This is a genomic window from Microcoleus vaginatus PCC 9802, from assembly GCA_022701275.1.
Taxonomy (GTDB): domain Bacteria; phylum Cyanobacteriota; class Cyanobacteriia; order Cyanobacteriales; family Microcoleaceae; genus Microcoleus; species Microcoleus vaginatus_A.
Window position 1 is genome coordinate 6,651,735 of the sequence record CP031740.1, and the last position, 18,762, is coordinate 6,670,496.

Sequence of the window (18,762 nt, forward strand, 5' to 3'; positions counted from 1 at the left end):
AGCTTCCTAAATGATCCAGTGACCGGGTTTCTGAACAAAGCCATGTTACACCGTTTCTCTATTAGGAAATGTACTGTAATGAAACACCTCTGGTATAAAAACGCAATTGTCTACTCCCTCGATGTTGAAACCTTCATGGACTCCGACGGCGATGGTGTAGGAGACTTTCAAGGACTTATCAACCGCCTAGACTATTTATCCGCGTTAGGAATTACTTGTTTGTGGTTGCTGCCGTTTTATCCTTCCCCTAACCGGGACAATGGTTACGACGTGATGGATTACTACAACATTGATCCGAGACTGGGAACCCTGGGAGATTTTGTCGAGTTCATGCACCAAGCAAGGGAACGAGGAATTCGGGTGCTGATCGATCTGGTAGTAAATCATACGTCCAATCAGCATCCTTGGTTTGTTGCAGCCAAAAGCGATAAAAACTCCAAGTATCGCAATTACTACGTGTGGTCAGAAAATCCACCCAAAACCGCTCCAGAAGTGCTGGTGTTTCCCGATGCCGAGGACAGTATTTGGGAATACGACGAACAAGCAAACGCTTACTATTTGCATCATTTCTATAAAGAACAGCCTGATTTGAATATTGCCAATCCGGCAGTACGAGAAGAAATCTGCAAAATTATGGGTTTCTGGCTAGAACTGGGCGTGTCTGGATTTCGCATTGATGCTGTTCCCTTTTTAATTAAAGGAATTGGCATCGAAGGTGCAGACCCCGAAAACCTGCGAGGTTTCTTGGAAGAAATGAGAGAGTTTGTGTCATCGCGTCAGGGTCATGCTGTGTTGCTGGCAGAAGCAAATGTCGATCGCGATCAAATTTCTATCTACTTTGCTAAGGGCGACAGAATGCACATCCTGTTCAACTTTTTGCTGAACCAGCATCTGTTTTTGGCCCTGGCGCGTCAAGAATCCACAGCAATGCGCGATGGACTAAAAACCTTACCGGATATTCCTGATATTTGTCAGTGGCTTAATTTTGTGCGCCACCATGATGAACTGACGCTAGACCGCATTACTTCATCGGAACGAGAGGAAATTTTTGCAGCGTTTGCCCCTGAGAAAACTATGCAAATTTTCGGGCGCGGGATTCGTCGTCGCTTACCACCGATGATGAAAGGTGACCGCCGCCGGATTGAACTGGTCTACAGCTTGCTTTTCACCCTGCCTGGTACACCCATGCTGCGCTATGGCGAAGAAATTGGCATGGGCGACGATCTTTCGCTGGAAGGTCGAGGCAGCGTCCGCACGGTGATGCAATGGTCAGATGCAGCGAATGGCGGCTTCTCGACGGCCACAACTGATGCCCTTGCCAGACCTGCGATCGCCCACGGAGAATACGGTTACAAACAAGTCAATGTCCTCGCAGCGCAGCGCGATCCTGGCTCATTAATTAACTGGATGGAACGTGCAATCAGCATCCGCAAGCAATGTCCTGAGTTGGGTAGGGGCAAGTGGCACATTCTGGAAACCGACTCTCCCTCGGTTTTAGCCCACTGCTGCGACTGGCAAGGCAGGACGGTGATTGCTGTCCACAATCTAGCCGACAAACCTTGTACCGCTACGCTGAAATCTCAGGAATACAGCCATCTGTTCGATTTATTTGGCGATCGCCTCTATGAATCTCTCGATGCGGACTCGCCCTCTATTCCCTTAGAAGCCTACGGTTATCGCTGGTTTCGAGTCAATCGAATCCAGGGTTGAAAAAGTTAATGTTGATGGGAGTTATCAACGGTATTTCCGGCATACACATCCAGCCCTTTGATATCGTCCTCCTCAAAAGCTGCTTGGCGGTAGTTGGGATTAAAATCCTCAATTTTGTAAAGTAACATTGTTGTTTCCTGTACTATCTTAATCAACTTGTGCATTTACTTTAGATAGATATCAGTTCTCATACTTGCTTCTTATGAATGATTCAGCAAATTGAAAATCATCAAGATAGCGATATTTTTTTATATTTTTCTATCTTTAGGTGGATGAATTTAGCTTTACTATACTGAATGTTATAAATTTATCTAATCATTTGTAGGTTGGGTGGAGCCAACCTACAACCTTTCTGCCACCAACTCTCACAAGGATTTATTAGGTTTTATTATCACCTTAACTACGGGATATCCTACAAAATTAAGGCCATCTCTAAACTAGCTGCTGGTTTTTTTTAAAAGGAGATTTCGATTTTATGAGCTAAATTACTACTTTTGATATTTAAAATTTTCAACTTAAAAATATTATGCCCATCGGTAGATATTCTGGTAATGATGATTAAGTAAAATTAAATTACCCTCAAGGAAAAAAGGCACAACGTAACGCAGGGGTTAATCTTTTATGACTTATCCAGATCGATCGGGCAGTCAACTCACTGAGCCTAGAATCGTCAATCCGCTGGTGGATTATCACGACCAAGTGAGGTGGGGGCCAATTTTGGCAGGAATTGCGATCGCTCTGGGCACTCAACTGGGTTTAAGCGCTTTGGCAATGGCGATCGGATTAAGCGTCGGTGCAACAGGTGCGGATGCAGGTTCCGTTGGTTTTGGGGTCGTAATTTTGTCGATTATCAGTTTGCTGATTTCCCTATTTTTAGGCGGTTGGGTGATGGCTCAAAGCTGCGGCCCAATGACCATGAAAACAGCACTTTTGAATCCAGCAATTCTTTGGGGAACTACATTAGCACTTAGTTCTTAGTTATTAGCAAGCGGAATATCGGGTGCTGTTGGCGCTGTCGCTGTTAATGCTGGAGAAATTGCCAATCAAGTACAACAACAGGGCGGCGTTAATATACCGAATCAAGTGCCGAATGTAGACCCAAATCAAGACTGAAGAACCTGGAACCGAAACGCTGCAGGCGATCCAGCAACAAAGCGAGAAATATCTCCATGTTGCGATCGCGCAGCAAGCAGGGATGGATCAAATTATGGTTCACATGATTTTGGCAAGTTATCCCAACAAAAACTGGGAAGATATTCTGCCAGAATTGAAGGCATTGCAATTAAATGCCGATTCTCTCAAAAGGATTGCTGCTAACATCAAGTCTCCCAAACCATTGGATACATTGTTAGAGCAACTTAACCCCGACTTTGCAGTACCGCTATTAGCTCAATGCCGTCGCATTGCCGAAAGTAGCCCAGAGGTTTCCGAAGCAGAACAGAAGGTGCTGGATGCGATCGCACAAAAACTCAACGGTCAAGATGTGGCTTCGATATCCACTTGAAAAAAATTGTTGGTGCGTTAGCTTTCTGCGTAACGAACCATCCCCAATATTTACTGTCGCTGTGTAAATCCTAAATTAGCCTCACGTTACAGTAATCTACAGCCTTAAGATAGAGTTTGACATGGCTAATTTTAATACTATCAATAACAACTGATGCAAGAGGAAGTTTTATGACAGCAGAAATATCCGGAGTCTGGGACAAGATTGAAAGCATGATCAATAGCTTCATTGTCCTGCTGCCTAATATGATACTAGCGTTCCTTGTTTTTGCAATCTTTTTCTTTGTTGGAAGGTCAATTAAGAGAGCGGTCAGGCGACTTACCCGCAACCACCGCCAATCCCGGAATTTGGGACTGGTGTTGGGAAGGTTAGCGCAGGGTATTACTGTTCTGGTTGGTCTGTTTATTGCCTTGTCGATTGTAATTCCCACATTTAGAGCAGGCGATTTGGTGCAACTGCTGGGAATTAGCGGGGTAGCGATTGGTTTTGCCTTTCGCGATATCTTACAAAACTTCCTAGCTGGTATCCTAATTCTTTTGACGGAACCGTTCCAAATCGATGACCAGATTGTGTTTAAAAACTTTGAGGGAACGGTAGAAAGTATTGAAACTCGCGCTACAACAATCCGAACCTATGATGGTCGCCGGATTGTAATTCCCAATGCCGAATTGTTCACCAATTCTGTTATGGTGAATACCGCCTTTGATAAACGCCGGATGGAATACGACGTTGGTATCGGCTACGGCGATGATATTGACCTCGCCAAGCAGTTAATGATGGAAGCCATGCACAATGTGGATGAGGTTTTGAATGACCCTGCTCCTGACGTGCTGCTGATGGAACTTGCAGGAAGTACCGTCAATATCCGCGCTCGATGGTGGATTGCTCCGCCGCGACGAATTGACGATCTGCGATCGCGGGACAAGGTGCTGTCTGCGATTAAAAAAAAGCTGACTGCCAACGGCATCGACTTGCCCTTTCCTACGCAGCAAATTTTGTTTCACGACCAAACCGAAGAGACGGATGGCGATCGCCAACGTCAACGAGAAGGATGGCCCGTTGGTAATGGCGAAGTTCCCAAACCCCACAGCATCAGCGGTTCTCTGCAAAAACTAATAGAACTGCGAGCGCAACAAGACGGCAACGGACAATCTTAACCAGACCCCAACTCATGAAAAATGTCAAGTTAAGCAAACTTTGGGACTCGCTGCACTCTAGCTACTGGTTTATCCCAACGTTGATGGCGGTATCGAGTCAGCGCCGGATTATCCCGCCTCGCTCAAAGGGATTTTCCCTCGCCGTATCGCTACGACGATGAACAGAATTTGCGCGTCATTGTTGAAGGAGTGACGTTTGAAGGGTTAGTCGATGCTGCCTTTAACCAAATTCGCCAGTATAGTAAATCAGATGTGGCGGTAACAATTCGCTTATTGGAAGTTATAGCTTGCATCGCCACTTACACCCACAGTTCCAAACAACGAGAAGCTTTACGCCGTCAGGCGGAGATGATTTTAAATAGTAGCCGCGAACAAATCTCTCAGGAGCAAGACCAGAAAGATGTCCAAGAGCGCTATCACCAAGTCATTAAAGCTTTAAAACAGGATTAATTTGGTTGAGCAGAATTATGGTAATAACAACAGCTTTACGATCGGCTCCTAATACTTTAGCTTTAAGCGCGCTGATCGCCATTGGTTTAGCGCTGACACATTTATTTTGCGGCAAGTTGCGGTTTGCTCCTATTCCTCGCAGTGGCTGGCTTTCAGCGGCGGGTGGGGTTTCAGTAGCTTATGTTTTTGTGCATATTTTACCGGAATTAAATCTGCACCAAGCGGTATTAGAGAAAGTAGAAGCCGGAGTTATTTCCTATCTAGAACACCACGTTTATTTAATAGCTTTGTTAGGATTGACTGTATTTTACGGCCTGGAGCAAATTGCCAATTTATCTCGTCAGCGTGGCGAAGAAGATGTGACCAGTCTTGGTGTTTTTTGGTTGCACATTTCCTCTTTTTCAATTTACAACGCTCTGATTGGCTATCTGCTGGTGCATCGGGAACAACCGGGCATTACCAATCTGCTGTTGTTTTCTTGTGCAATGGCACTGCACTTTGCAGTGAACGACTCTGGTTTGCGGGAACACCACAAGCATATTTATGACCGCATCGGACGCTGGATACTAGCAGCAGCTATTATTGTGGGGTGGGTGTTGGGTAGCGCTACTGAAATTGGAAAAACTGCGATCGCAGTTTTATTTGCTTTTTTAGCCGGAGGAATTGTTCTCAACGTCCTCAAAGAAGAATTGCCAGAAGAACGAGAAAGTCGGTTTTGGGCATTTGCTCTTGGTGCTGGAATTTACACGGCTCTTTTATTGGCTTTGTAGAGGAATCAAAGGAAGCCAAAACGTTCGAGCTTAAAACCATTAGAAGGAGCAAATCGTTCTTTCAGACGCCGTTGAAAATTACCGGGATAATTTTTCCTAGCACTGCTACCAACTGCGACGGTATTAACAGTCTTAGCTTTAGTCAAATTTCTGAGCGGTCAATGTTTATTATTCGCATCCCTTGCTGCCAGTTCATTCTTAATTTATCTAGAGATCCAACACAGCACAAACGAAGTCAAAAGCCGGGTGATTTCTCACATGATTGCCGCAACGATTGGTGGGTTCACTTATCTAATTCTTGAACCAGGATATCCGTCAGCGGAGACGGCGATAAGGAGCAAAAATCGTTATTATTGATTGAATAATGCTAGTTAAAAAAATCAGCCCTCTCTTCCGTTAGAAGCCTACGGCTATCGCTGGTTTCGAGTCAATCGCATCCTGGGGTAAAAAAGTTAATGTTGATGGGAACACTAGCAACTCTAACTATGAGCAATGTACTTAGTGAATTAGGTAAAAAACCCGGTTTCTGGCCCCCATCCGTAAGTCCTATATATAATTTTTAGGCGGGCATAAAAAATTATCCTCTGAGGTAGGGCTGATGTTTCCAGTGTGGTTGCAGGCAGGATTTTGGGGTTTAGTGGGGGGTTCTGCCTTGCTACTGGGAGCGGGGGTGGGTTACTTTGTGAGCATTCCCCAGCGCGCGATCGCGACAATTGGCTTTTGGCGCCGGTGTGCTGATTTCAGCGCTATCCTTTGAACTGATGGATGAAGCTTACAAGCGCGGCGGTTTCGACTCGACGGCGATCGGCTTTTTGGGGCGCGCTGCTGTCTACACAGCCGCCAATTGGTTTTTGAGTCAGCAGGGAGCCAAACACCGCAAACGATCGGGCAATTTGCACCCAGCTAAAACAGAGTCAGGCGATGGCTAATCCGCCATCGCCCTCGGCGCGCTGTTAGACGGGATACCGGAGTCGATCGTTGTTGGCGTCAGCATGATTTCTGGAGGCGCTGTCAGTTGGGTGACTGTAGCGGCAATTTTTCTCTCCAACATTCCCCAAGGGCTCTCTAGCGCCGCCGGCATGAAAAAAGCAGGGAGATCGATCGGTTACGTTTTTGGAGTTTGGGGCGCGATCGCAGTTATTTCCGGTATCGCAGCATTGTTAGGATATACGCTTTTTAGCCACTTTTCTGGGGAAGTAATAGCCGCAACTACCGCCGTAGCAGCGGGCGGTATTTTAGCAATGATTTCAGATACCATGATTCCCGAAGCCTTCGAGGAAACTCACGATTTTGCCGGATTAATTACTGTCGGCGGGTTTCTGGTTGCTTTTGTACTCAGCAAGTTAGGGGAAACTTAATTAGTCAGCAGTCATCAGTCATTAGTCATCAGCTTGCTGTAGAGTGTGTCATATTGACCGTAATTTCTGTAGGGTTCAAGGTCGTACTCGAATAACAAGTACAGCATATTCGAGTACGAGCTTGAAAGGGTTCGCGCGCGATATTCAGTACAAATCCGAGATCCTGTAAACCCGCCCCGGCCGACTTGCAATATTCGATCGCCCGAATGAAATTTCGCTGGCTGACACCCCGGGCTAACTTGTTAAAGCGAGTTCGATCGATTGCCCGTTTTTGATATAATATCAGCCTGCATCTGGTAGCGAAAAAGCTTGTAGAGCAGTTTTCAAGTCAGTTAGGTACTCGCCGATCGATTGCCAATTACTAATTATCAATTACTAATTACCGAGTGCCAGACATCCCTCACCTAATTCAGGCTTGTTTTAATCCACATTAAGAACCGCAATTTCTCAATAAATTTTGGAAAATGTATGTGTCTCAACCCAGAGGATATCCTGCACGAAAACTATCAAATTATCAACCTGTTGGGAGCGGGAGGGTTTGCTAGAACCTACCTGGCTGAACAAATAAACACACCCGATCGTCCTTGGTGCGTTGTTAAGGAAATTCCTTTTCCCCGATCGGAAGAGCCGCGCGTCTTGGAACAAGCAAGGAGGCGGTTTCAAAGCGAAGCTAGCGCCCTGCGCCGTCTCTGGAATAACTCGCACATTCCCGAATTGTTCGATAGCTTTGAAGAAAACGACCATTTCTACTTAGTTCAAGAATACATTCAAGGATATCAGCTCCGTCAAGAACTCGTTGCGGGTCAGGGGTGGATCGACGAGGAAAGAACCGTTGCTTTTTTGCTGGAAGTTCTGGAAATATTACAATCTGTTCACCAAGAAGGTATTGTACACCGCGACATTAAACCTGATAACTTAATGCGACGCGAATCCAATGGAGAAATTGTTTTAATTGATTTTGGAGCGGTCAGAGAAATAGCCACTCTTAGCGTTAACTCTACAGGTGAAATATTAACAACCCAGGCGATCGGCACTAACGGTTATATGCCCGCCGAACAATACAATCCGCAGGCGTTACCGCAACCTTACAATGACATTTACGCGCTAGGAATTACCGCTATTGAAGCTTTCACCGGGCGAACTCCCCCTTTTCTCCTCGATCGGGAAACTGGCGAGGTCATTTGGCATTACTCAACACCCGATCGACCTGCGGTACAAGTTAGCGACGGTTTGAGAAATATTTTAACTGAGATGGTGCGCTGGAATTTTAGAGAGCGCTACCAATCCCTGAATGAGATTTTGCAACACTTGGATTTGTTAGTTGCACAACCTCCGCTAGCTGAACCTCCGTTACTCGAAACTCCGCTACCTGAACCTCCCGTAGCCGAACCTCCGCCACCTGAACCTCCGGTAGTCAAAACTCCGGGTTCTGGGAAATCGCACTTTCGCCGATTGTTGTTAGGTTCTGTGGGAAGTGCTACTGCATTGGCGATCGTACTTTTAAGCCCCAAAAATTCGCCGCTAATCCCCAGAATTTCCCCGCTAATCCCCAGAATTTCCGCACAGCCAACGCCGACTACAGCATCCGCAGATGGTGTAAGTTCTGGCGAAAAACTTCTAGTACAAACCTCCGCCCTTTGGTCAAAACAAAGAGGAATTAGCGAATTTGCCGACTCAAATTATCCAGAAGCTTTTAAATTGCTCAAACAGTCATGGAGGGAAGATCGCAGAGATCCGGAAACTTTAATTTACATAAACAATGCCCTGCTGGAAGCGAGCGGTGCAGAGTATTATACCATCGCCATTGTTGTTCCCATCCGCAGAAATCAAGACGGTAGCATCGCCAACGCCAACTTAGCCGAAGAGCTGCTGCGCGGCATTGCTCAAGCTCAAACAGAAGTTAATTTAAGTCTCATCTCCAATGAGAGCAAGCGAGATTTTCCGGGTCAAGGATTTCTCCAACCAAAAGCTATTAACGGAAAAGGTCTTAAAGTCATCATTGCTGATGACGGAAATATTAAATCCTACGCAGTTCAAAGAGCAAATTACCTAGTCGAGCGGCCAGATATTCTAGCACTCATCGGACATTATACTAGCGACATGACTGTGGAAACAGTAGATATTTACAATCGCCATAAATTAGTCGCCCTTTCGCCGGGAAGCACCACAGAAGAACTGACCCGAAAACCCCGAAAATTTTTCTTTCGGACGGCTCCGACAACTAGCGTAGAAGCTGAAGGGTTAGTAAATCAATTGTTGAGCGTGGGGCGAAAAAAAGTTGCTGTTTTTTACAATCCCGACAGTCCGTTCAGCTATTCTTTGTGGGAACAATTTACCGAGCAATTTGAAGCCAAAGGAGGTAAAACTTATAGACTCAGAAATTATGAGAACTTATCCAAAAATGATTTCAACGCAGAAGCAGCGATCGAAGAAGTTGAGAAAGCCGGAATAAAAGCCATAGCACTCTTTCCAGACGGTCAAGTAACTAAGTCCGTAGAAAATGCGATCGAAATGATAAAAGCTAACGGCGATCGCAATTGGATTGTCGGGCCATGGACGCTGTACGAGCCGAGAACGCTAGAAGTAGCAAAACAGCTAAAATCTGTTGAAAAACTGGGAATATCCCTGTTTTGGCATCCGCTAGCAAGCTTTGACAAAAAATTTCCTATAAACGCGGAAAAATTGTGGGGAGGCCCGGTAAATACTCGATCGGCTTTAACCTACGACGCCGCCCGGACGCTGATTAAAGCCCTAGAAATGCAGGCGCAACCCACTCGCGAAGGAATGCAAAAAACCTTAGCCGATCCACACTTTAAAGCCGAGGGAGCCACGGGTATAATTGAGTTTGACTCGAAGACTGGCAATCGGAAAAATCCTCCCAAACGAGTAGCGCATATTGTACCCTGTTCTACAGCAATATATGGCGTTACCTTTGTGCCGATCGAATTTCCCACCGCCGCAGCCGCAGGTTTAAAGTGCGATTGAATTGATATCTTGTGGCCTTGTCAACAAACCTTTCGAGGGCGGGCAGGATGCCCACCCCACAAGAAAATTTACTCTTTGTAGAACAGGCATCTTGCCTGTTGTTAAGAATGATGCAATATGTGGGAGTAATTGATATCTTGTGGCCTTGTCAAAAAACCGTCCGAGACGAGTTTTACCAAATATAATTGCCTAAAATCAATAATCTCATAAACCCGCCCCCACCCGACGATAAAATTCTGGGTAAAGAATTGTGCAAGATGTGCGAGTGAATTGATATCTTGTGCCGAACGCAACAATCCGCCAGATGTTTCAATCCTACAGCCGACTATTGCCACAGGTGCAACATATCAATTTATTAGATATATTAAACAAAGCTAGTTTTTTCTATAATAACGTTTATGGCTGTCAATTTCGCTACCTCCCCCGCTTCTAGTCTCAAACCAGAAGCCCAGAATATCTCAGCACTCAAACAAGTCTTTCAGACAATTGATGCCGATAGCTGTCCGGGTTCCTATAACTTTCATATGCACACAGTCTACTCCGACGGGCGATTGCAGCCAGAGAAATTGATGGAACAAGCCATAGCCGGAGGTCTCAAAGGCTTCGCTATCACCGACCACCACAGCACCCAAGGCTACGTTAAAGCTCAACTTTGGCTGGATAATTGGAAATTAAACCATCCCGACAAAAATAGCGAAGCACCTAGTCTTTGGACAGGCGCTGAAATTAATGCCGAATTGCTCAACAATGAGGTACACATTCTCGGTTACGCCTTCGATCCGCAACATCCCAGTCTCCAACCATACCTACGAGGTAAAAGCACTGAAGGTACTTATGCTTATTCAGCAGCCAGGGTAATTGAAGCTATTCATGAAGCAGGAGGTTTAGCAGTTCTCGCACATCCTTGCAGGTATCGATCGACCGCAGATCAACTAATCCCAGAAGCAGCCCGTTTCGGCATTGACGGTGTAGAAATTTACTATGCTTACGGTAATCCAAATCCTTGGAAACCGAGTCCCAAACAAACTGCTTTAGTCAAAGATTTAGCCGAAACTTATGGTTTGCTTGGAACTTGTGGCACGGACTCTCACGGCCTGAGTCTTCTAGTCCGAATCTAGATAGTTCGGAAATAAGAAGTGCTTTATCCTGTCATTACCAGTCTAAGCGTTAGCGGATATATCTCTTATGAAAGCAATCAAAATGACCCGAAAACAAACAGTTTATCAGGTCATATTATGTCCGCTAAAATGACTACTCTAAAATTGTTTGGTAGGGATGACTTCAGTCCTCATAAAAGTTTGAGGACTGAAGTTTTCACTACCTGCCTTATAACGGCTATTTGACGGGACGTGATATCATTTCGATCGCCAGGATGAGCTTTCGCGCTCCAAAAGAAAGCAATTGTCCAAGCAGGTAATATTGTTGTAACTTCGAGAGACCTTGCGCCCTAAAAACCAGTCGCCCTTCTACCGTTCGGGAAACAACTGACAGGCCCGGTTAGTGGGCTGATTTGCCCAATCCAAGCGAGAAGTCCCAAATCGATCCATCCAACCTTCTAAATAAGCTCGATTAGCCTTTTTTTCCTCTGGATCGGAGGTATTCATTGGATGAGGTGCTAAACCAAAAATAGTCGCCGTCGTCACGCAAAACATCGACTTTTGAAAACTCTGACAAATTTGCACCCGCACATCATCTTCACCGCGACAGCTAGTGCGATAAACTTCCTGCAAATACTCCGGCAAATAATGCCGCATATCTTGCATCAATTGAGTTGGGGGAATCCCTGCACCTCCAATAGGTAAAGGGTCAGCAAACAAAGCACCGTAGGCAAATTCTTTTTGTTCTCCCGGAATTTGATGAGCTTGAGCATTGTATGAAACTGTGCCAAAAAATGCCGTGCCCCGAAAGAAAACAGCCTCTACATAAGGCACGGCTACATCTGGTAAAAATGTCAAATTAGCCGTCGCTGGCAGGATATCGTAGACTTGAGAGCCAATCTTGACGCTGTAGGTAATCGGTAGGCTGGCTGCGGCGACTAAACCGGCTTTGACAAAATCAACTACATCAGAAATAGACTTAGTTTCCCCTCGATCGTAGGAATCAGATAAGTCCATAAACAAATCGCTCATTACCCGCCAAAACTGACCGAGGCCGGTGTAGTAAGCCAGCATCCGCACTTGTTCCGGCAAAAAATTAGGAAATGCTTTGTGTAGTGCCTGCATGAAAAAATTGCCTTTCAATTTAGCCGCGATCGCCTTTTCGGCCAAACGGCTAAATTCCGGGGAATCCAAATAACTGTCCAAACCCCCGCCGCCGTGCCAAAGCATTGTTCTCATGCAATACTCAGCATACTCAAAATTAATCCTGTCGTGCCACAAATAGCGCATTAACTTCGGCAGAGTGACTTCCCCATTGAAATATTTAAAAAACGGGAAAAGCACTAAAAACTGTTCTTCTGCAATATAATTGAGATTGCGAGAATAGGCATCTAAAACAATACCATAACTTTTAAGAACGCCGACAACTTCAACTACATTTTCCGTAGAATCAGGCAGTAAAGCTTTTCCTGATTCCAAGAGGTCAATGTATGCGGATAGGGGATGGGCAGACGGTTTTAATACGGTACTTTTCATCTGGATTCAGCCTGAATTTAATAACTATTTTTTTACTTACGGTTTATAGCTCTGCTATTATAGTAGCATTTTTGGCAATGTTGGCTACTTAAAACATAAATATTTACTTTATTTTGATATAAAAATATCTCCCCTCCAGGAAGCACTCTATCTCGAAGAAACCGGAGTTTTTACGGTTTATGCAGGCGGCGTTTGTTTGCAGTGAGTATGGCCGTCCTCACAATTGTAGGATGACTGGCATTCCTCACTACAAACGAATTGGATTGCGGTCGAGCGACCGGACATCCTATCAGTCTAAGTTTTGAGCAATCACTTTAACTTGCGGTGGCACATTAGCTGCCATTGCGATCGCAGTTTTTTCGCTCAAAGCAACTAAAACTCCCGGCTGCACTCCCATGATTGCGATAATTATTGCTAAAATCAGCGAAGGGATGCGATCGCGCCAGCGGACTTGCGGCAAATTTACCACCAAATCCGAAAGGCGGCCGAAAAAGGCGCGGTTGACCATAATTAAAAAGTAAACTGAAGTTAAACCAGTGCCGATCATGCAGAGGAAAGTTTGCACCGGAAATACTGGCAAACTGCCCCGAAATATCAAAAATTCAGCAATAAATCCAGCCAAACCCGGAATGCCGGCACTTGCCATCACGCCGAGGATCATTAAACTGCCAATCATCGGCAAACCGCGATCGGGATTGAACAAACCTTTGAGCACATCGATGTTGCGGGTGCCGGATTTTTTGTAAACAACGCCGACACTCAAAAATAGCAGCCCCGAAATTAAACCGTGGCTAACCATTTGCAAGACAGTTCCCAGCATACTAATCGGAGTAGCTGCGGCGCTAGCTAACAAAATGTAGCCCATGTGAGCGATCGAACTGTAAGCTACAATTTTTTTCATATCTTTTTGGGCGATCGCGCAACTAGCCCCGTAAAGCACGCTTACCACAGCCCAACTCGCCAACCAAGGTGCCGCCACCGCCCACGCATCGGGAAACAAACCCAAACCAAAGCGCAGCATCCCATAAGTTCCCAGCTTCAAAAGCACCCCCGCCAGCAGCACCGAAACCGGCGTCGAAGCTTCTACGTGAGCATCCGGCAGCCAAGTATGAAAAGGCACCAAAGGCATCTTAATTCCAAAAGCCAGCAACACCCCTGCCAGCAAAACAATTTGCCTTACCAAAGGCAATGGCAATCCTCCTTGCAAATGCGATGCGCCCGCTGCCGCCACCATATCGAAACTAGAAGCACCGCTAAGCCAACCAGTCCCCAAGAAAGCAGCCAGCAGCACAATTCCCGAAAATGCAGTATAGATTAAAAACTTAGTAGCAGCATAACCCCGACGCTCGCCTCCCCAAATCGCAATTAACAGGTAAAGCGGAATCAATTCTACCTCAAAAAATAGGAAAAATAGCAGCAAATTTTGAGATAAAAAAGCCCCTGTTACGCCGCCAGTAATTAACAGAATCAAAGAATAATAAAGTCGAGGTCTGCGGATCGACTCATCCGTAGCGTAAATAGCTATTCCTGTCAGCAGAGTATTTAAAATTACCAAAGGCAGAGCCAAACCATCAACACCGAGATTGTAATTCAATCCCAAAACATCTATCCAAGGAATAAATTCCGCAAACTGCAACTGACTGGTACTGGCATCAAACTGAACTGCCAAAATTACCGAAAGAATAAAAGTTATACCCGCAATGGCGATCGCGACATCCCGAACTATTTTAGAACTCACTGAACCGGGCCAGAACCCAATCAGGGCAGCAGCCAACATTGGTATCCAGATTAAAGCACTGAGCATCAATTAAAACTTTCCTTTGTTACACAGTATTTAGAGCTATATTTAACATTAACGCAAAGCAACTACATATAAAAGCGATCGGCTGATTTTCTTGTTAAGATAGATTCCAATGTCTCTGGAATCCTCCTATGACCTCAAGTCTTACAGATCGAGAAGATTTGCAAATTAAATCCGGTTCTCCTTCCACCCGCCTCACCGTTGCCGACTTGGAAGAACTGCAAGCTATACTCTCGGAAGCAAATCTAGACTACCAATTAGAACTGGTAGACGGGAAGATTATGGTTATGGGCCCATCAGACATTGTATCGAGCGAAATAGGAGCAGAGTTAGTCAGTCTTTTGCGTAACTGGGTCAAACCTCGCAAACTCGGACGAGTGTTTGACTCCAGCGGCGGGTTTATCCTTCCCAATTCCGATCTCAGAGCACCCGATGTTTCGTTTGTGGTAGCCGATCGCCTCAAACAAAGTAAAAGGTATTTTGCCGAACTCGTTCCCGACTTAGTTGTAGAAATCAAATCTCAGTCCGATCGCCTCCAACCCCTGCGAGAAAAAATTTTATCATTTATCGAACTCGGAGCAAAAGTAGGAATATTAATCGACCCGGACAAGCGCACAATAACAATTTACACTCCCCAAGCAGAGCCAGTGGTATTGAGAGACGGCGACATGATTTCAATTCCCGAACTTTTGCCCGGTTGGGAAGTTGCGGTGACAGAATTGTGGCCGATCGATTTTGAATAAAACTAGATAAAAAAGCAGACAAACCCAGACTAAAATTATCTGCGTTCATCTGCCTTCATCTGCCCTCATCTGCGGTTTAAAATTAAATAACATCAGACAAAAAGCAGACAAACCCGAAAAATTTATCTGCCAAACTCTGCGGTTTAAAACTGCCAAATAATCAACGCCAGCAACACAGCCACCCCCCCCGCAATAGTCAACACATAAAACTGCGACTGACCGGTGCCGGTGTACTTCAACCCTTCACCGCTGAAAATTGTGGCAAAACCGAACAAATTCACCGCCCCATCCACCACATACTTATCCGTCCAAGCGCTGATTTTAGAAATAAAAGCCACAGCCCAAACGACAGTCAAGCGGTAAACTCGATCGATATAAAAATCGTAAGCAAACAAATCCTGCACCGCCGGCATCGGCAGTCGTACCGGTCGAGGTAAAACCCCGTACCAATAAATAGCCACCCCAACCGCAACGCCAATCAACCCAGATAACAACAACAGCGGCGTATCGAGCGTCTTCAAAAGCAAATTTAAAGCATCAAAATCTCCCGTTTCCGCCCAAGGCCCAGTCCAACTAATTAATAGTTGCCACTCCTGCAACATCCAAGGCACCAACAGCCCCATCACCGTCAAAATTACCATCGGCAAAGCCATCGGCCAACCAACTTCGGGAGCTCTGCGAGTTTTCGGCTGCGGTTTTCCCACAAACACTAAACCGAATATGCGAGTTAAATTTAGCGCTGTCAAACCGTTAACTAAAAGCAGCACAATTACCAGCCACAAAGGCACCGTCCAAAAACCGTTGAGCCAGCGTCGCATCGCCCAAAAGTTTCCCAGAGGCAACAGCGCTACCATCCCCGCAGCGCCTACTAAATAAGCCGTAGTCGTGGCAGGCATCTTCGACCACAACCCACCCATTTCTGTTAAATCTTGAGTGTTAGTTGTGGTAATAATTGACCCTACGCTCATGAATAATAGGCCTTTGGCGATCGAGTGGGCGAACAGCAACAGCAAAGCAATGTCAACTTGATTTAGCCCCACGGCGATAAACACCAAACCCAAAGAGGCGCTGGTAGAATGCGATAGTGCTCTTTTGATGTCGATTTGGGCGATCGCCACCAAGGAAGCGCCAACAGCCGTCACCGCACCCAAAACCACGAGTACCGCATCTGCGACCGGGGAAAGCGCTAAAACAGGCTGAAGTTTAATCAAAACATAAGCCCCAGCGCCCACAACTACGGTATTCCTCATAATCGAAGCCGGGTTTGGCCCTTCCATCGCCTCGTCGAGCCACAAATGGAACGGAAATTGAGCGCACTTTGCCGTAGGTGCGGAGATTAAAGCCAAACCTAAAAGAGTCGCCACTACAGGAGACAAAGTTGCAGTTTCAGCCCATGTTTCCAAATCGGAAAAATTCAAACTTCCCGCTAAAGTTGAAAGCGTCACTACTCCCATCAGCAGTGGCACGTCTCCTACACGCTTGGTTAAAAACGCATCTCTAGCGGCTGTTACTACCAGCGGTTGAGCGTACCAAAACCCGACTAACAAGTAAGTTGAAAGCGTCAGCACTTCCAACAAAGCGTAAGTTAGAAGCAGCGAGTCGCTAATGGCAATGCCGCTAATTGCTGCTTCAAAAAAACCCATCAGCCCAAAAAATCGAGCTAGCGCCCAGTCTTTTTCCATGTAGCCTAGAGCGTAAATTTGTGCTAGCAAACTCAGAACACTAACTAACTCCATTGCTCCGACGCTGACTGTGGAGATTTCTATTGCAAAAGACAAATCTAAATCGGCTGCTTGCACCCAGTGCACGAGCAACTGTTGGGGCGGTTGATCCCAAGTCGCTGTAAAAATAACTGACCCGTGCAGGAAAGCCAACACCGTCATCAGCAAATTGAAGTAAGCAGCAGGTCTCGGGCCAGTTCTGCGAACGGTGCCGGTAGACCACGGCAAAGTTAAAATTGCGCCTATCAAGCCATATAAAGGTACCCACCAACAGGCTTGGAGGAGAAATTGAGTCATTTAATTTATCCCTTAAACTTCAAATTACTGGCTGCCTTTATACAAAAACAGTCGCAGGCGATCGCGCGAGACCCTAAAACTTTGACTAAACCCGATCGTATAGTTGTGGCAAAATAATTTGCACTCCAGATTAACTATACATTAAAGCATCAAAACTGAGAATTCTCTCCAGACAAAATTAGTAGCTGAGCAGACGAGGCACTCAAAGAAAAAAAATGCCTGCAGATCGGTCAAGACTGCCTTTTTTGCCGATTTCCCCGCGATCCCCCTTTTGGAATCCCCAAGTTTCCCGGCAGTGAGCTGCTCCGGCTTCACATACCGAACTCTACTTTATATGAGTATTATTACTTACTTTAATCCCCTTCGCCGTCGGCATCTACCCCTCTCTATATTAAGATTATTAAATAAATATTAAATTATTTTAAGTAACATAAAAAATTTTAATTTTTGTTATTAAACATTATGATGTTAGTTTATATTGTCAAGGTGGACAGCTTCCCCTATTCTTATAGGATAGGAAGCTTTACACTGCATTACTAAAAAATGTGGGCCTCCCCGTCCAAATTTTTAGATTTCTCAAAGATTTGTAACGGTAATTTCGCTCATCCTCAAAGGAGATTCAAAAATGTCAATTGCCGTGGGAATGATTGAGACAAAAGGTTTTCCCGCTGTTGTGGAAGCTGCCGATGCTATGGTCAAAGCTGCCCGCGTTACCCTCGTGGGCTATGAAAAAATCGGCAGCGCCCGCGTCACAGTAATTGTGCGCGGCAACGTGTCGGAAGTCCAAGCCTCAGTCGCCGCAGGAGTGGAATCCGTCAAGCGCGTGAACGGCGGAGAAGTTGTCTCTACCCACATTATCGCTCGCCCCCACGAAAACCTAGAATACGTTCTGCCGATTCGATATACAGAAGCAGTAGAACAATTCCGAGGCTACTAAGTTCTTAGCGCACAAAAATTTCCTTAAACGAAAATTTGTGCGATTGTCAAAAATTAACTGTTTAGTTCCCCAAATATTCAATCAGGAGTAAAACCAATGGCAATTGCAGTTGGCATGATCGAAACCTTAGGCTTTCCCGCAGTGGTAGAAGCCGCTGACGCGATGGTCAAAGCAGCCCGCGTCACCTTGGTAGGCTACGAAAAAATCGGTAGCGCTCGGGTTACGGTGATTGTAAGAGGAGATGTCTCGGAAGTGCAAGCTTCTGTCGCAGCCGGAGTAGAGTCAGTGAAGCGCGTTAACGGCGGACAAGTGATGTCCACCCACATTATCGCCCGCCCTCACGAAAACTTAGAGTACGTGTTGCCCATTCGCTACACCGAAGCTGTAGAACAGTTCCGCGAAGGCGTGAGCGGCATTCGCCCCCTCAACAGATCTTAAGACAGGCGATCGGCTGTTAGGGGCGTTTGGTAATTAAAAATTAAAAATTAAAAATCGCGCTGTTTTTGATTTAGCATTTTTAATTTTTAATTGAGGTGGGTATGGGATATTGGTTATTAGTCATGAGTAATTAGTCATGAGTCATTAGTTACTAGACGAAGCTCTAAAAAGCGGACAGCGGACTGAGGACAGAGCTAATTAAAAAAAGACAAGTGACAGTGTAAAAATGACAGTTACCAATTACCTATTACCTATTAC

13 protein-coding genes and 3 pseudogenes are annotated in these 18,762 nt (G+C 45.6%); 12 read left to right on the forward strand and 4 right to left on the reverse strand.

Going from position 1 to position 18,762, the window contains the following annotated elements; translation table 11 throughout:
• Positions 1 to 78: 78 nt before the first annotated feature.
• Positions 79 to 1,710: a trehalose synthase gene (locus D0A34_27510; protein ID UNU22080.1), complete on the forward strand. Its 1,632-nt coding sequence runs from the start codon at positions 79 to 81 to the stop codon at positions 1,708 to 1,710.
• 29 nt (positions 1,711 to 1,739) lie between these two features.
• Here D0A34_27510 and D0A34_27515 read toward each other — a convergent pair.
• Positions 1,740 to 1,838, reverse strand: a pseudogene (locus D0A34_27515) (photosystem reaction center subunit H).
• A gap of 493 nt (positions 1,839 to 2,331) precedes the next feature.
• Here D0A34_27515 and D0A34_27520 point away from each other — a divergent pair.
• The 8 genes and pseudogenes from D0A34_27520 (at position 2,332) to D0A34_27555 (ending at position 11,052) form a co-directional block, all read left to right on the forward strand.
• Positions 2,332 to 2,688, forward strand: a complete 357-nt coding sequence (locus tag D0A34_27520; GenBank protein ID UNU22081.1) for a hypothetical protein — start codon at positions 2,332 to 2,334, stop codon at positions 2,686 to 2,688.
• A 217-nt stretch (positions 2,689 to 2,905) separates the two neighbouring features.
• The gene (locus D0A34_27525; protein UNU22082.1) at positions 2,906 to 3,214 is read left to right on the forward strand and encodes a hypothetical protein; all 309 of its coding nucleotides are present in this window, start codon (positions 2,906 to 2,908) and stop codon (positions 3,212 to 3,214) included.
• Between the two features lie 170 nt (positions 3,215 to 3,384).
• Positions 3,385 to 4,371, forward strand: a complete 987-nt coding sequence (locus tag D0A34_27530; protein ID UNU22083.1) for a mechanosensitive ion channel family protein — start codon at positions 3,385 to 3,387, stop codon at positions 4,369 to 4,371.
• A gap of 93 nt (positions 4,372 to 4,464) precedes the next feature.
• Positions 4,465 to 4,821, forward strand: a pseudogene (locus tag D0A34_27535) (DUF2254 domain-containing protein).
• Positions 4,822 to 4,838: 17 nt separating this feature from the next.
• Positions 4,839 to 5,591 (forward strand): hypothetical protein, encoded by a 753-nt coding sequence (locus D0A34_27540; protein UNU22084.1) that lies wholly within the window; start codon positions 4,839 to 4,841, stop codon positions 5,589 to 5,591.
• 598 nt (positions 5,592 to 6,189) lie between these two features.
• Positions 6,190 to 6,949: pseudogene (locus tag D0A34_27545) on the forward strand (ZIP family zinc transporter).
• A 429-nt stretch (positions 6,950 to 7,378) separates the two neighbouring features.
• Entirely contained in the window at positions 7,379 to 9,934 is a 2,556-nt protein-coding gene (locus D0A34_27550) for a serine/threonine protein kinase (protein ID UNU22085.1), read from the forward strand.
• A gap of 398 nt (positions 9,935 to 10,332) precedes the next feature.
• Entirely contained in the window at positions 10,333 to 11,052 is a 720-nt protein-coding gene (locus D0A34_27555) for a PHP domain-containing protein (protein ID UNU22086.1), read from the forward strand.
• A gap of 348 nt (positions 11,053 to 11,400) precedes the next feature.
• On the opposite strand, the gene D0A34_27560 is transcribed toward D0A34_27555, so the two are convergent.
• Both D0A34_27560 and D0A34_27565 read right to left on the reverse strand, forming a co-directional pair.
• The gene (locus D0A34_27560) at positions 11,401 to 12,567 is read right to left on the reverse strand and encodes a CO2 hydration protein (GenBank protein ID UNU22087.1); all 1,167 of its coding nucleotides are present in this window, start codon (positions 12,565 to 12,567) and stop codon (positions 11,401 to 11,403) included.
• A 289-nt stretch (positions 12,568 to 12,856) separates the two neighbouring features.
• Positions 12,857 to 14,371 (reverse strand): NADH-quinone oxidoreductase subunit M, encoded by a 1,515-nt coding sequence (locus tag D0A34_27565; GenBank protein UNU22088.1) that lies wholly within the window; start codon positions 14,369 to 14,371, stop codon positions 12,857 to 12,859.
• Between the two features lie 164 nt (positions 14,372 to 14,535).
• On the opposite strand from D0A34_27565, the gene D0A34_27570 reads away from it, so the two are divergent.
• Positions 14,536 to 15,111, forward strand: coding sequence for a Uma2 family endonuclease (locus tag D0A34_27570; protein UNU22497.1), 576 nt, complete (start codon positions 14,536 to 14,538; stop codon positions 15,109 to 15,111).
• Positions 15,112 to 15,254: 143 nt separating this feature from the next.
• On the opposite strand, the gene D0A34_27575 is transcribed toward D0A34_27570, so the two are convergent.
• Positions 15,255 to 17,129: an NAD(P)H-quinone oxidoreductase subunit F gene (locus D0A34_27575; protein ID UNU22089.1), complete on the reverse strand. Its 1,875-nt coding sequence runs from the start codon at positions 17,127 to 17,129 to the stop codon at positions 15,255 to 15,257.
• 625 nt (positions 17,130 to 17,754) lie between these two features.
• Here D0A34_27575 and D0A34_27580 point away from each other — a divergent pair.
• Positions 17,755 to 18,066: a carbon dioxide-concentrating mechanism protein CcmK gene (locus D0A34_27580; protein ID UNU22090.1), complete on the forward strand. Its 312-nt coding sequence runs from the start codon at positions 17,755 to 17,757 to the stop codon at positions 18,064 to 18,066.
• Between the two features lie 96 nt (positions 18,067 to 18,162).
• Positions 18,163 to 18,504 carry a carbon dioxide-concentrating mechanism protein CcmK gene (locus D0A34_27585; protein ID UNU22091.1) on the forward strand — a complete coding sequence of 114 codons (342 nt, stop codon included), beginning with the start codon at positions 18,163 to 18,165 and terminating at the stop codon, positions 18,502 to 18,504.
• The last annotated feature ends 258 nt before the right edge of the window (positions 18,505 to 18,762 follow it).

What these genes read in the sequence shown, in the direction of transcription:
- D0A34_27585 (UNU22091.1), top strand. Translation starts at nt 18,163, where the DNA reads ATGGCAATTGCAGTTGGCATGATCGAAACCTTAGGCTTTCCCGCAGTG.
- D0A34_27555 (UNU22086.1), top strand. Translation starts at nt 10,333, where the DNA reads ATGGCTGTCAATTTCGCTACCTCCCCCGCTTCTAGTCTCAAACCAGAA.
- D0A34_27575 (UNU22089.1), bottom strand. Translation starts at nt 17,129, where the DNA reads ATGACTCAATTTCTCCTCCAAGCCTGTTGGTGGGTACCTTTATATGGC.
- D0A34_27565 (UNU22088.1), bottom strand. Translation starts at nt 14,371, where the DNA reads ATGCTCAGTGCTTTAATCTGGATACCAATGTTGGCTGCTGCCCTGATT.
- D0A34_27510 (UNU22080.1), top strand. Translation starts at nt 79, where the DNA reads ATGAAACACCTCTGGTATAAAAACGCAATTGTCTACTCCCTCGATGTT.
- D0A34_27520 (UNU22081.1), top strand. Translation starts at nt 2,332, where the DNA reads ATGACTTATCCAGATCGATCGGGCAGTCAACTCACTGAGCCTAGAATC.
- D0A34_27560 (UNU22087.1), bottom strand. Translation starts at nt 12,567, where the DNA reads ATGAAAAGTACCGTATTAAAACCGTCTGCCCATCCCCTATCCGCATAC.
- D0A34_27540 (UNU22084.1), top strand. Translation starts at nt 4,839, where the DNA reads ATGGTAATAACAACAGCTTTACGATCGGCTCCTAATACTTTAGCTTTA.
- D0A34_27580 (UNU22090.1), top strand. Translation starts at nt 17,755, where the DNA reads ATGTCAATTGCCGTGGGAATGATTGAGACAAAAGGTTTTCCCGCTGTT.
- D0A34_27530 (UNU22083.1), top strand. Translation starts at nt 3,385, where the DNA reads ATGACAGCAGAAATATCCGGAGTCTGGGACAAGATTGAAAGCATGATC.
- D0A34_27525 (UNU22082.1), top strand. Translation starts at nt 2,906, where the DNA reads ATGGATCAAATTATGGTTCACATGATTTTGGCAAGTTATCCCAACAAA.